Consider the following 14193-nt stretch of genomic DNA (forward strand, 5'->3'; position numbering starts at 1 on the left):
TTTTTTTACTCGCTATACTCTTCTTCTGGCTCACGACTTGCGATACCCATTACTATGCAACGCTCAATTTTTTTCTCATCCCTACTATGGGTTTTAGGTCTATTTTCTTCGCAAGTATCGGCTTATGCGCCATTAAACGAATTACCTTCAGGTAGCCGAGCGGCATTGCGCGTCGAGAGCTTACAGAGTCAAGAGAGCTACCAAGGTTCAGCAAACCAAGATCAACTGTTTCCACCAGCCAGCACATTAAAAATAGTGACCGCTCTTGCTGCAAAACTCGAGTTAGGTGATCAGTTTCGCTACCACACCACAATAGAACAGGCGGGTAAGGATGTTGTGATTCGTTTTAGTGGCGATCCAACCTTTACCACAGATAATCTGAAACAACTCTTATCTCAGGCTCGTAGCAAAGGCATAAAGCGAATCGAAGGTGATCTGTGGTTAGATAATAGTGCTTTTACAGGTTACGAACGTGCGGTTGGCTGGCCTTGGGACATTCTTGGCGTTTGCTATAGCGCACCAGCGAGCGCCATCTCACTTGACGGAAATTGTGTTCAGGCTTCTATATACACTCAGCAAGACGGCAAAACTCGCGTCTATGTCCCCGAGCATCAACCTATTTATGTCACCACACTAGCAAAAACCGTTTCTAAAGCTGAACAAGATAGCACTCAGTGCGATTTAGAGCTGCTCTCATCACCAGACAACCACTATCAGTTACAAGGGTGCCTACAAAGCCGTAGCCAACCTCTACCGCTCAAATTTGCCGTTCAAGATCCAGCTCTTTACACGCAGCGTATACTCCATACATTGCTCAGTCAGTTAAACATTGAACTTATTGGCAACATCAAAGTGGGAGTTCCTCAGCGCCAAGGTCAAGCATTAGCAAGCCATCAATCTTCTCCACTCCCTGAATTGCTCGAAACAATGCTCAAACAGTCAGATAACCTGATTGCCGATAACCTAACGAAGACTCTTGGTAGCAAGTTCTTTGTTCAGTCAGGCAGTTTTGGTAATGGGACTGAAGCAATCAAACAGATCCTCTTCGCTAAAACCGGCATCGACTTACAACAAACGCCAATGGCAGACGGCTCAGGCTTATCACGTAACAATCGCTTTACCAGCCAAAATATGGCCGCCGTTTTACGTTATATCTGGAAACATGATGATCAACTGGGACTGATCGACTTAATGCCAAAGGCAGGAACTAACGGCACGCTAAAATATCGCCGAAGTATGCGCCAGGAACCGATCAAAGGAGAGTTGATTGCCAAGAGTGGATCCCTTTACGGAAGCTACAATATGGCGGGTTACGGTTTAGATAATAGCGGTAAGCCTAGCACCTTGTTTGTTCAGTTTGTCGCTGACTATCATCCACCAAAAACGAAGAGCGACGCTCAACCGACCGTCGCTCCTATCACTAAGTTTGAAACATTGTTCTACCAAGATGTGGTGAAATTTAGTCAGGCAATGCCCAAAAAGTAGTTCACGACAGTGAAGTAGATCCACATCCCCGAGATATCAACAATTGAGGCAAGAACTGGACTCACCAAGACCGCTGGGTCCAGTTTAAATGCTCTGGCAAGGATCGGTAATAAACCACCTAAAGTCGTTGATAGTGTCACTTGAATAAACAGTGCGACAGCAATCGCCAACGCAATGGTATTGATCTCGAACCCACCGGCACTCATAGGGTCACTGAAAAGAACAATTCGACCGACAATTACCAGCGAGATCGCTAACGCTAAACAGAGCGCTACTCGGCTTTCTTTCCAAAACACCGCTAACCACTGACGCTTTCTTAGTTCTCCCGTGGCTAACGCACGAATCACTAACGTTGCAGCCTGTGTCCCAGTATTACCTCCAGCCGCTGCTATGACTGGCATATAAATAGCCAGTAATACCAACTGACTTAAGGTATCTTCGTACTGGGCGATAATTAACCCTGAAACGATTCCTAGCAAAGCCAGAGCAATGATCCAACCGATACGCTGCTTTACATGCCCAGCGACGGAGGTATCAAGGTAACTGCTTGATGTTTCAACTTCTGAATGGATAAAACCAAGTTGATGCGCATAATGACGTGCCAACTTGTCATGTCCTTCAACCTCTAAAGCCGATATCAATCCCTGTACATAACCGATAGAACAGTGATGCAAGATAGCGACCGCTTCTTCAACAGGCATCACCGTCAATAGGTGCACCTGCTGCTGTTGCTCGTATTGCAGAAATGCATTGCGAGCTGCACCGATCTCTTCACGAGAAAAGTGCGGTGTATTTTCAATGTAAGTATTGCTCATTACCGTCATGGCGAATCTCCCGATTGGCAGTAGGTAACGACCATCAAACACAGTGGTGTACAAGCACAAAACGCCGTCTCGCCAGCCCAAAGAAGCTAGAGAGATACTGTGTTGATTCTAGAATTTAGAGGAGAAAAACGTGAGGATACAGTTCAATAGAAAGGATGCTCTACCACTTAGGTAGAGGCGTGAGACGACAATACCGAAGCGGTTTATTTTTCCCCTCTCATACTAGGAGGATGGTCGATATTGTTCATAAAAGTCTCCGAATAAGCTGCCATACTGGCAGCGTGCGCATAGTACCAGAGTCATCAAAGAAAATCAGTCATTTTTAAACAAAAACGCATAACATTTGAGCTGGCTATAAGTTTGATAACAAACATAAAAAAAGCGCCTAATAAGGCGCTTTAATTCACGATAATTTCAGGCAGTGACTATTTAATTGTCACGCGAGCGAACTTACGCTTACCAACTTGGAACACGTAAGTTCCTGCTTCAGGTGTAAACTTAGCGTCTGCCACTTTTTCGCCATCCATCTTAGCCGCACCTTGCTTAACCATACGCATTGCTTCTGAAGTTGAAGCGCACAATGCCGCTTCTTTCAGTAAGTTGCTCACTGGCAGGCCAGCTTCAAACTCAAACTCTGGCATCTCATCAGGAATTTGGTTTTTCGCAAAACGGTTAACGAACTCTTGCTCAGCCGCATCTGCATCTTCTTGGCTATGGAAGCGAGCGATGATCTCTTTTGCCAGAGCAACTTTCACATCACGTGGGTTTTTACCCGCTTCAACACCCGCTTTCAGTTCGTTGATTTCTTCAAGCGGACGGAAAGAGAGCAGCTCGTAGTAGTTCCACATCAATTCATCAGAAATCGACATGATCTTACCGAACATCTCACTTGGTGCTTCGCTAATACCGATGTAGTTGTGCGCAGACTTAGACATTTTCTTCTCGCCGTCTAGACCAACAAGAAGAGGCATAGTTAAAACAACCTGCGGCTTCTGACCGTGTGCTTTTTGCAGCTCACGACCCATCAGCAAGTTGAACTTCTGGTCAGTACCACCGAGTTCAACGTCTGTTTCCATTGCTACTGAGTCATAACCTTGTAGGAGTGGATACATAAACTCATGAATAGCAATTGGCTGACCACCAGTGTAACGCTTTTTAAAATCATCACGTTCCAGCATACGAGCAACCGTTTGATTTGCAGCAAGGCGAATCATACCCTCTGCACCTAGCTCAGAAAGCCATTCAGAGTTAAATTGAATCTTAGTTTTCGCTGGATCAAGAATCTTAAACACCTGCTCTTTATACGTTTCTGCGTTACGCAGTACGTCTTCGCGAGTTAGAGGTGGGCGAGTTGTGTTCTTACCTGTTGGGTCACCAACCATACCAGTGAAATCACCGATTAAGAACGTCACATCATGGCCAAGTTCTTGGAACGCACGTAGCTTGTTCAAAATAACCGTGTGGCCTAGGTGGATATCAGGAGCCGTTGGATCGGCACCCAGTTTGATGCGAAGAGGACGCCCCTCTTTCAACTTAGCAATCAGTTCTTCTTCTGGAATCAGTTCATCAACACCGCGCTTAATCTCCGCTAGTGCAGCTTCAATGCTCGCCATTCTTGTTCACTCCCACAGATTTGGCAAAAATTTGTTAGTTTGCCATCTTACTTGAATAGCGATGCTTTTTGAAACCAGTTAGACTAAACAGCTGAGCTTTTTTACTGAATTTTTTAGAACGGACATACGATGTTGTCTCTTTTTGCTCGACTACCTTGGATTCATCGAGCCCTTATCGCCTTTTTCAGCGCCTTTATTGTCATCGCGCTATTTCTGCCTACCCCTAACGATCTCCGCCAGGAAGAGAGCAACTATCAAGTGGGTAAAGCTTACCCTTTAACGCTGAATATCGATCAACTTACTCAGCAAGAGTCCATTTCCCCACTTGCCGTTTTACGTTGGGAAAAACACACCATTGGATCTGGTGACAGTATGGCTCTGCTGTTTCAACGTGCTGGGCTATCATCTCGTTTGCTTTATCAACTGACCTCGACCAATAAGGACATTGAGACGCAACTGACTCGAGTGAGACCGGGAGACACCTTCGAGCTGGGCTTTGACGCCGACAATGAGTTGATACAGATTAAACGAACTCTCAGCCCTTATGAGAGCTTTCTAGTAACTAAATCCGAAGCAGGTTATCGATCGTCATTCGACAAAAAAGAACTGTTTTACCAATACAACTACGCTGAAGCGAATATCACCTCAAACTTCTGGAATGCAGGCGTCAATGCCGGTTTAACCGCAAACCAAATTATGGAGTTAGCCGGTATTTTTGGCTGGGATATCGACTTTGCGTTGGATATTCGTAGTGGTGACAACTTTAAGATTCTCTATCAAGAGAAGGTAGTTGAAGGAGAAGTCGTCGGAAGAGGAAAGATCATTGCAGCAGTATTTACCAACCAAGGGGATACATTCAAAGCCATTTTGGATGATAAAACGGGCAACTACTATGACGAAAATGGCCGTGCAATGAAGAAGGCATTCTTGCGCTCTCCCCTAGATTTCCGTCGTGTGACATCTAACTTTAACCCGACTCGACGCCATCCAGTGACGGGCAAAGTCGTTGCCCACCGAGGAACAGACTATGCGGCACCTGTCGGAACGCCTATTTGGGCTGCGGGTGACGGTATTGTGCAAAAATCTAGCTACAACCAGTTCAACGGCAACTACGTCTTTATTAAGCACAGCAATACTTACATCACTAAGTATCTCCACTTAACAAAACGTACCGTGAAAACCGGCCAGAGGGTTAAGCAAGGCCAGACAATCGGCACCCTTGGAGGCACAGGTCGTGTCACTGGTCCACACCTACACTATGAGTTTCTAGTTAATGGCGTCCACAAAAACGCCAGAACGGTCAAATTGCCACAGTCTAAATCACTCACAGGTTCAGACAAGGCGACCTTCATTGCCAACGCCAAGATCAGATTAGATAAACTGAATCGCTACGGTGAGTTACTTGCTACACCATAAGTCAAAGGCCCGGATAATCCGGGCCTTTGTCATTAATCGGCTTCAATAACTCTATTACCCTGCTCTTCCACTTTATGCTCTTTGCCCAGCATTAATAGACACGGAGTCAATACTAGAGTAAGCACAGTGGCAAACGCTAGGCCACCAGCAACCGCCGTGGCGAGTTGCGACCACCACTGGGTACTGGGTGCACCAAATTCAATTTTTTGGTTGATCAGGTCGATGTTCATTTCGAGTACCATCGGCAGTAAGCCAAGAATCGTCGTTACCGTCGTCAGCATCACCGGTCGCAGACGTTGGACTCCAGTTCGCAGTATTGCTTCTCGCTTATCTAAGCCACGATGACGCAGTTGGTTATAGGTATCGATTAAAACAATATTGTTGTTGACCACAATGCCAGCCAACGCAATAACCCCTATCCCAGACATAATGATACCGAATGGCTTCTGGAATATTAGCAAGCCAACAAACACCCCAACGGTTGAAAATAGTACCGCACTTAAAATTAACAATGCCTGATAGAAACTATTGAACTGAGTAATCAGAATAAGCGCCATCACCACCAATGCCACAAGAAAGGCATTTTGTAGAAACGCAGAAGAGTTTTCTTGCTCTTCATTCTGCCCACGAATTTTAAACTCAACACCATCAGGTAAACCAAGATCAGCGACCGCTTGATTTATTTTGGGCAACTCGAGAGCCAAGTTATAACCCTCTTTCATATCCGCCATAATATTGGTGACCCGATGCCCATCAATGCGTCGTATCGTGTCTTGTTTGTGCTCAGGTACGATAGTCGCAAAGTTAGTGATAGGAACTAAGCCAGCTTGAGTTTTGACTCGAAGCTGATCAAAACGACCTATGTCGCGCTTGTCCTGCGGATAACGAACTAAAATGTCGACTTCTTCATTGGCATCATCAGGCAGATAATCACCGATTTTCAGACCATTCGTCACAAACTGGACGGTATTGCCAACTAAAGTCGCATCGGCAGCAAAACGAGATGCGTCATCACGACGAATGTCGATCTGCCAATCTATGCCGTCTTTACTTGACGTATCACTGAGATTGGTAAAAGCCGGATAATTGTCAGCCCACTGCCTAACTTTTTTAGCCGCCGCGTCCAATTCAGTAGGGATCCGAGCCGATAATTCTATCACCAGATCATGTTCAACCGGTGGACCAGCATCAGGGAATTTATACTCAATTTCGACACCCGCATAACCATCCGTTTGGAGCTTGAGTTCCTCAATTATCTCTTTGACCTTACGGCGATACTGCCAATCAACAGGAGTAATCTGAATCTGACCAATTTCATCATCACCACCAGTGCGAGTGTAAACACTCTCAAACTCATCATGATTGAGCATTACCGCTTCAATATCACGAATAATCACGTCTTTCTCATCCAAGGAAAGATCACCATAAGATCGAACTTTAACCGTGAAAAATGGTGGATCTACCTCGGGGAAAAACTCCGCCCCCAAACCTGCTTTGGCGTAGGTAAAACCAACGCCAATCGCAAGCAAAATAGCGCTAATGAGGATTTTGAACGGGTGCTTTATCGCAATGTCTAAGGTATGGAAGTAAAGCTTAGTGATACCCGTTGCCTTAGAAAAATCGCCATCATGTAGCGCAACCATTTTCTCTCGTTGCGCCTTAGTAACATGCTGAGGTCGTCCTATTAAACTGCCTAAAACAGGCACCAATAGTAGTGCCATCGCTAGTGATGCGCTCAAAGTAGCAATGAGAGTCAGCGGCAAATACTTCATAAATTCGCCCGTGACGTCTGGCCAGAAAAGCAAAGGAGCAAAAGCCGCTAGTGTGGTCGCCGTGGAGGCGGTAATCGGCCATGCCATTCGCTTGGCGGCATCACGATAAGCTTCCCTTCTTGGCGTGCCTTCTTGCATACGTCGATCGGCAAATTCAGTTACAACGATAGCGCCGTCAACCAACATACCTACCGCCATAATCAGTGAAAAGAGCACGACAATATTGATGGTTAGACCAAAAACAGACAGAACCAGCAAACCGGTTAAGAATGAGCCAGGAATCGAAATGCCCACCAACAGGGCAGTACGAACACCAAGAATGGCAATGATGACAATCACAACCAGAATGATCGCTGACAAGATATTGTTCTGTAGATCGCTGAGCATCATCTCAACATCTTTAGACTGATCCCAAGTGTATTTGACCATCAGGTTATTCGGCCAATCTGGACGCGTTTGAGCTTCTGCCAACACCGCTTTTATTAACGCAACAGTCTCGATGATATTCTCGCCAGCGCGTTTTTTCGCATCCAGTACAACGGCAGATTTTCCATCTAGCCGTGCGTAGCTTTCTGGATCTCGGAATGCCCGTCTAACGGTTGCCACATCACCAAAGGTAATGACCTGCTTACCATCAACCTTTACAGGTAATTCAAGCACATCTTTCAGCGAATCGAAGACCGAAGGAACCTTAACCGAAAAGCGCCCATACCCGGTATCAACGAAACCTGCGGCAACCACTCTGTTATTTAGTGCGATCAGGTTGTAGATATCCCCCTGATCTAAGCCATAACTTTCCATCAGTAGTGGATCAACAATGATCTCAACAATATCCTCGCGATCACCTGCAATATCCACTTCTAGGATTTGGCGGTAACTTTCCAGCTTATCTCTTAACTGACGCGCTATCTGCACAATGGTCCGCTCAGGTACCGTACCGTAAAGCACGATTGAAAGCGCAGGTTCCTCCGACGCTAAAGTCACTTCATTGACCGTCGGTTCATCGCTGTCGCTGGGTAATTTGGGTTTTGCCAAATCAACCGCTTCACGCACATCAGCCATCGCTTTGTTCAGGTCGACACCAACACTGAACTCAAGCATGACTGAGGCATGACCTTCAGAAGCGGTAGAGGTCATCTCTTTGACCCCTTCAATGGTTCTCAATTCTTGCTCAATCGGGCGAACAAGCAATCGTTCGGCGTCTGATGGCGATATACCCTGATGGCCTACCGACACATAAATAATCGGAATTGTAATGTCAGGGCTAGATTCTTTAGGAATGGTGATATACGTTCCCGCACCGGCGAATAGAATAAAAACCAGAAGCACCATCATGGTTCTAGTACGAGATAGAGCCGCATCAATCAATGCATACATAGTGTCGGCTCCTATCTGTTTTGCTCAATCGCAATGACACTATCACCATCGCGCACAAATCCCTGCCCGGTAGTGATGATATCGACTTGCTCACCGAGTCCCGTTAACCAAACCCCATCCTGTTCCGCTTTAACCAGCTTTATTGGCACAAATTTAACCTGATTAGCGACCAGTGTTTTGACACCTAAGTTGCCCATTTCATCCAGAGCCAGCATTGCAGGGGTAATTTTAATTGCCAGCTGGTCTTGAAGGTTGAGTTTCACTTCAGCACTGACACCCGCAGGGATTTTCTGCCCAGGGTTTGCCAGTTCAATTTCAATTGGGAAAGTATTGGTTGCAGGAGAGGAGACTCGTGATATGTAACGCACCTCCCCCATGGTTTGGTCACCATTAATAAAACGAACACTCGCTTGCTGATTAAGCTCTAACGCTTGAATGTGTCGCTCACTCACATCTGCTTCAATCACTATCTTGCTTAAATCGAGTAATGTCGCGACAGGATCACCTACTCCAACAAAATCACCCGTTTCAATAAACAGGTGATCCACTACGCCTGTAAACGGGGCTTTTACCGAGGTATTACGCAAAGCGATTTGAGCATTGCTCACCATCGCTTTCGCTTCGACTAAACCTGCCTGAGCAGTAGTAAATGCTACCTCACCTTGCAAGCCTTTACTTTTAAGAGACTGTGCGGCTTTATATTCCTTCTCTTTCACTTTCAGCAAGGCTTCGGCACGCTGCAACTGACTCTCTAAATCGCCCTTATCAATCAGCGCAATCACCTGCCCCTGTTTAACACTTTCACCCTTGTTTACCTTTAACTGGACAATTTTGCCGGCAATTTCTGCCCCGAGTCTGGCCTTTTTATTCGGCGCAGTCCGTCCGTAAAGCTCAATGGTTTTGTGTGTTGATTCGGCGACAAAGGAGGTGAACTGAACTTTGGCTAATGGAATGTCTTCACTCTCTTGGTGAGGCGCGGTGTCTTGTGCTTTCAACATTCCTACCCCTAACCAAAGAGAGAGGAGTAATACCAATATCAGTGACACAAGATAAGGTCTAACCGCAAGAAAACGCAGAGGAGAAATACTCGCCATAACTATCCTTATTATTTCTATATCACATCCAAAATAAACAACAGTAGCGATTTACGGCTACACGTTGTGGATATAGCAATTCACAGTGTTCTACTGCGAATGTATCAATTAGGATATAAATTAACCATCTAAAAATAAAATGACATTGATAACTATTTATCTGGGATCTCAGTTTCTGGATAAATAAGGAAGGAAAAGCCAATAGTAGATAGGCGATAGGCTGCAGAGGGACTGCAGCCTAGAAAGAGATATTTAAACGCTGAATGAAGCACCGCAGCCACATGTTGTGGTCGCATTTGGGTTATTCACAAAGAAACGCGAGCCCTCAAGCCCTTCAGTGTAATCCACTTGGCCACCCACTAAATATTGAAGGCTCATAGGGTCAACCACCAAAGTCACACCACTGTTGACAATGGTTGTGTCTCCTTCATTCACGTTCTCGTCAAAAGTGAAACCATATTGGAAACCACTGCAACCACCACCAGTAATGTAAACTCGCAGTTTCAGGTTCGGGTTCTCTTCTTCAGCAATCAATGCACCTACTCGCTGAGCCGCTGCATCTGAAAATGTTAGTGGAATATTTACTTCGCTCACGATGATCTCTCTCAGTCGTTTGGCTCCAGAATGACTGAACTTTCTGGAACTTCATCTTTTAATATTAGGGGGATTATCTAATACCTGAGTGAAGCGTTCAAGTATTCACCACTTTTGAAGCAACTTTTTATGCCAATTCTTCTTTATTTGCTGTGAAAGTACGCAGAATGTGCAGCAAAGCGTTTTATTGTATGGGAATCGACAGGTACAATGCGTCCCAAATTGGTCCGAGCAATCAAAAGAGGATATCCCATGACCAAATCCGCAGATCTATTTGAGAAAGCACAGCAAACCATTCCTGGTGGCGTGAACTCTCCTGTACGTGCTTTTAACGGCGTTGGTGGCGCACCGATTTTCGTTGAACGAGCTGACGGCCCGTTGATTTTTGATGCTGACGGCAAAGCGTACATTGATTATGTGGGTTCTTGGGGTCCGATGATTCTTGGTCACAACCACGCGGTAATTCGTGAAGCGGTTATTGACGCAGCGCAGCGCGGCTTGAGCTTTGGCGCACCAACCGAAATGGAAATTGCGATGGCTGAACTGGTTTCAGAACTTGTCCCATCGATGGAACAGATTCGTATGGTGAGTTCAGGCACTGAAGCAACCATGAGCGCAATTCGTCTTGCTCGTGGTTACACAGGTCGTGACAAAATCATGAAGTTTGAAGGTTGTTACCATGGTCATGCAGACAGCCTGCTAGTTAAAGCGGGGTCGGGTGCTCTGACGCTTGGTCAACCAAGTTCACCAGGTGTTCCAGCGGATTTCGCCAAGCACACACTAACGGCAACATTTAACGATCTAGACTCAGTGCGCGAACTCTTTGCGGCAAACAAAGGTGAAATCGCATGTATTATCGTTGAACCTGTTGCTGGCAACATGAACTGTATTCCGCCAGTGGAAGGTTTCCATGAGGGGCTACGTCAAATCTGTGATGAAGAAGGCGCGCTGCTGATTTTTGATGAAGTAATGACAGGTTTCCGCGTGGCTCTAGGTGGTGCTCAGGCTTACTACAACATCAAACCAGACCTAACAACATTAGGTAAAGTTATTGGTGGTGGTATGCCAGTGGGTGCGTTCGGTGGTCGCAAAGAAGTGATGCAGTACATTGCACCTACAGGCCCTGTTTACCAAGCGGGTACTTTATCAGGTAACCCTGTAGCGATGGCGGCAGGTTTCGCTTGTCTGAACTTACTCAAACAAGAAGGTAACGAAAAGCGCCTTGCTTCTAAAACTAAACAGCTAGCAGATGGCTTTAAGCAACTAGCAGACAACCACGATATCCCTCTTGTCGTCAATCAAGTTGGCGGAATGTTCGGTTTCTTCTTTACCGATCAAGAAAGCATCACCAGCTACGAAGACGTGACTAAGTGCGACATCGAGCGCTTCAAACGTTTCTTCCACCTAATGCTGGATCACGGCGTTTATCTTGCGCCATCGGCTTTCGAAGCGAGCTTTACTTCTCTGGCACACGGCAGCAAAGAAATTGAAGCAACGCTGGAAGCGGCAGATCGCTGTTTTGCTATCATCGCACAACAAGCTTAACCTCTACTGCATATGGAAAAGGCTGCATTGAGCAGCCTTTTTATTGCCAGTTAAACAAGACTAACAAAACCAATCCTGCCATTACCAAGGCAAACCAAGGTATAGAAGGTTTGCTTTTTGATGCTGACTTGCAGCCTTTGTCATTATTACAGCATCCCATGTTTTGACTCACCTCTGATACAAATCTGATTCTTGATTGATAACTGCCTGTTTTAAAGCCATTATACTGATACATCGTCAAACAATTGGACAAGATTGTGTCAGATAAAATTAAAATCACCTCCAGTCACTGGGTACTAGTGATAGCCCTGTTGGCTGCAGCGTTCGCGTGTTTTTTATTGGTAGAGCCTTACATCAATTCGATCGTAATGGCGTTTATCATTTCGCTGTTGATGTTCCCTATTCATGATTGGATTGAGAGCAAACTGCCAAATCATAAAAATGTTGTTTCTCTGCTCTCCTGTATTGTGTTGACCTTTATCATTGTCGTCCCACTGTTGTTTGTCTTTGCTGCTATCGTTCAGCAAGGCTCTGCATTTTCTCAAAACGTTTATCAATGGGTCACTCAAGGGGGCATCCAAACACTCTTCGAACACCCTTGGGTTGTGAAAGGTTTGTCTTTAGCGAACACTTACTTACCTTTCGATAAGGTAGAGCCTCAAGAGATTGCTCAGAAAGTCGCTCAGTTTGCCACGAGTTTTGGCAGTAATCTGGTCGGTATCAGCGCGAAGATTTTAGGTGATGCGACTAACTTCCTAATGGACTTTTTCCTGATGTTATTCGTGCTATTTTTCTTACTTCGAGATCACGATAAGATCATCAGTGCTATCCGCCATATCCTTCCTTTGTCACGCAGCCAAGAAGATAAACTACTGGATGAAGTTGAGCAGGTGGCGAAATCTGCCGTCATGGGTTCATTCCTGACTGCAATTGCTCAAGGTATCGCGGGTGGACTCGGTATGTGGCTCGCCGGATTCCCAGGTCTATTCTGGGGAACCATGATGGGCTTTGCTTCATTTATTCCGGTTGTTGGTACTGCGCTCATTTGGATCCCAGCAGCAATCTACCTCTTCCTCATAGGGGATACTACGTGGGCTATCTTCCTGACCGTTTGGAGCGTAGCTGTGGTAGGTTCGATAGACAACTTGCTCCGTCCATTCCTAATGCAAGGTAGCGCTGGAATGAACACGCTAATGATCTTCTTCTCTTTGTTAGGTGGTCTACACTTATTTGGCTTAATTGGCCTAATCTACGGCCCGATCATCTTTGCTGTGACCATGGTATTGTTCAACATCTATGAAGAGGAGTTTCAAGGCTTCTTAGATCAACAAGATCGCAGCTAAACAGCAAAACGGTTTAATACTTCAAGATGAGGGAGGATTGTGCGAAAATCCCCCCTCATTTTTTTCTACTGAGTGCTCTATGTCTGCCTATATCGCGCCAAGTCAAATTGCCGAGCGACAACTTGCTTACTTCGAAGGTAAACACGTTCTTGTTGCTGGTGAAGCTGAAGACCTATTTCCTGTTGAACTGGTGAAACACTGTCAGTCTGTAACAGTATTTACCACTAACTATGGTTATCATCGTCAGCTTGAATCCTATTCGCAAATTACCCGTGTCTTTGGTGCAGAGTTCACACAACAAACTCAGGCAGATTTGGTCCTGCTCTACTGGCCAAAAGCGAAAGCTGAAGCCGAGTATCTGCTGGCCATGTTGATGTCCAAACTAGGAACCGGAACTGAAATCGTGGTTGTGGGTGAGAATCGCTCTGGTATTAAAAGCATTGAGAAAATGTTTAAGGACTATGGCCCGATTACCAAATACGACTCCGCACGCCGTTGTTCTTTCTACTGGGGGCAATGTACTCAGACACCCGCAGCTTTCCAACTAGATGAATGGTATAAAACCTATCAGGTTAGCTACAAAGAGCGCACTCTGACCATTAAAAGCTTACCGGGCGTGTTCAGTCACGGAGAGTTTGATATTGGCAGTAAACTGCTGCTCGATACCCTACCCGATCTGACTGGCAAGGTTTTAGACTTTGGCTGTGGAGCGGGCGTCATCGGCAGCGTGATGGCGCTCCTTAATCCAGACATAGAGCTAGAAATGTGTGATATCAGCGCACTCGCGGTCGCGTCTAGCCAAGCCACACTCGAAGCTAACGGTTTGACTGGTCGTGTGTTTGCCTCTGATGTTTATTCAGATACCAGCAAGGATTACAACTTCATTATCAGTAATCCTCCTTTCCATGCTGGTCTCGATACTAGCTACAGCGCAACGGAGACGCTGTTGGCAAAAGCACCACAATATCTAAACCCACAGGGACAACTATTTATCGTTGCTAATAGTTTTCTTAAATATCAGCCGATTATTGAGCAAGCCTTCAGTAATTGCGAGACGCTAAATAAGACCAATAAATTCGCAATTTATCACGCTAAGAAGTAGTCGACTTGCCCAATTCTTGCCAAGGATT

The 14193-nt window shown here is 45.6% G+C and carries 10 protein-coding genes; 5 read left to right on the forward strand and 5 right to left on the reverse strand.

What is annotated here, in order from left to right; all coding sequences use genetic code 11:
* Window positions 1–54 precede the first annotated feature (54 nt).
* The gene (dacB, locus tag ACQEXR_RS04300) at window positions 55–1485 is read left to right on the forward strand and encodes a serine-type D-Ala-D-Ala carboxypeptidase (RefSeq protein WP_427019805.1); all 1431 of its coding nucleotides are present in this window, start codon (window positions 55–57) and stop codon (window positions 1483–1485) included.
* Here the strand turns inward: dacB and ACQEXR_RS04305 are convergent.
* Together ACQEXR_RS04305 and tyrS are read right to left on the reverse strand one after the other, a co-directional pair.
* Window positions 1464–2309 (reverse strand): magnesium transporter, encoded by an 846-nt coding sequence (locus ACQEXR_RS04305; protein WP_427019806.1) that lies wholly within the window; start codon window positions 2307–2309, stop codon window positions 1464–1466. The two genes, dacB and ACQEXR_RS04305, sit on opposite strands and share 22 nt — an antisense overlap.
* Window positions 2310–2734: 425 nt before the next feature.
* Window positions 2735–3922: a tyrosine--tRNA ligase gene (tyrS, locus tag ACQEXR_RS04310; protein WP_138972143.1), complete on the reverse strand. Its 1188-nt coding sequence runs from the start codon at window positions 3920–3922 to the stop codon at window positions 2735–2737.
* Window positions 3923–4051: 129 nt separating this feature from the next.
* Here tyrS and ACQEXR_RS04315 point away from each other — a divergent pair, with 129 nt between their 5' ends.
* Window positions 4052–5338 carry a peptidoglycan DD-metalloendopeptidase family protein gene (locus tag ACQEXR_RS04315; RefSeq protein WP_426951104.1) on the forward strand — a complete coding sequence of 429 codons (1287 nt, stop codon included), beginning with the start codon at window positions 4052–4054 and terminating at the stop codon, window positions 5336–5338.
* 32 nt (window positions 5339–5370) lie between these two features.
* Here the strand turns inward: ACQEXR_RS04315 and ACQEXR_RS04320 are convergent, their stop codons facing one another.
* The 3 genes from ACQEXR_RS04320 to erpA all read right to left on the reverse strand — a co-directional run bounded on the left by ACQEXR_RS04320 (window position 5371) and on the right by erpA (window position 10175).
* Window positions 5371–8487, reverse strand: coding sequence for an efflux RND transporter permease subunit (locus ACQEXR_RS04320; RefSeq protein ID WP_138972145.1), 3117 nt, complete (start codon window positions 8485–8487; stop codon window positions 5371–5373).
* An 11-nt stretch (window positions 8488–8498) separates the two neighbouring features.
* The gene (locus ACQEXR_RS04325) at window positions 8499–9581 is read right to left on the reverse strand and encodes an efflux RND transporter periplasmic adaptor subunit (protein WP_427019807.1); all 1083 of its coding nucleotides are present in this window, start codon (window positions 9579–9581) and stop codon (window positions 8499–8501) included.
* Between the two features lie 252 nt (window positions 9582–9833).
* Entirely contained in the window at window positions 9834–10175 is a 342-nt protein-coding gene (gene erpA, locus ACQEXR_RS04330) for an iron-sulfur cluster insertion protein ErpA (protein WP_006878298.1), read from the reverse strand.
* A gap of 252 nt (window positions 10176–10427) precedes the next feature.
* On the opposite strand from erpA, the gene hemL reads away from it, so the two are divergent.
* The 3 genes from hemL to rsmC all read left to right on the forward strand — a co-directional run bounded on the left by hemL (window position 10428) and on the right by rsmC (window position 14165).
* Window positions 10428–11720: a glutamate-1-semialdehyde 2,1-aminomutase gene (hemL, locus tag ACQEXR_RS04335; protein ID WP_331427537.1), complete on the forward strand. Its 1293-nt coding sequence runs from the start codon at window positions 10428–10430 to the stop codon at window positions 11718–11720.
* A gap of 257 nt (window positions 11721–11977) precedes the next feature.
* Window positions 11978–13063, forward strand: coding sequence for an AI-2E family transporter (locus tag ACQEXR_RS04340; RefSeq protein WP_426951107.1), 1086 nt, complete (start codon window positions 11978–11980; stop codon window positions 13061–13063).
* Between the two features lie 79 nt (window positions 13064–13142).
* Complete coding sequence (rsmC, locus tag ACQEXR_RS04345) at window positions 13143–14165, forward strand: 16S rRNA (guanine(1207)-N(2))-methyltransferase RsmC (RefSeq protein WP_427019808.1); 1023 nt, start codon at window positions 13143–13145, stop codon at window positions 14163–14165.
* The last annotated feature ends 28 nt before the right edge of the window (window positions 14166–14193 follow it).

It is taken from the genome of Vibrio sp. TRT 2004, assembly GCF_050113735.1.
In the GTDB taxonomy this organism is placed as follows: Bacteria; Pseudomonadota; Gammaproteobacteria; order Enterobacterales; family Vibrionaceae; genus Vibrio.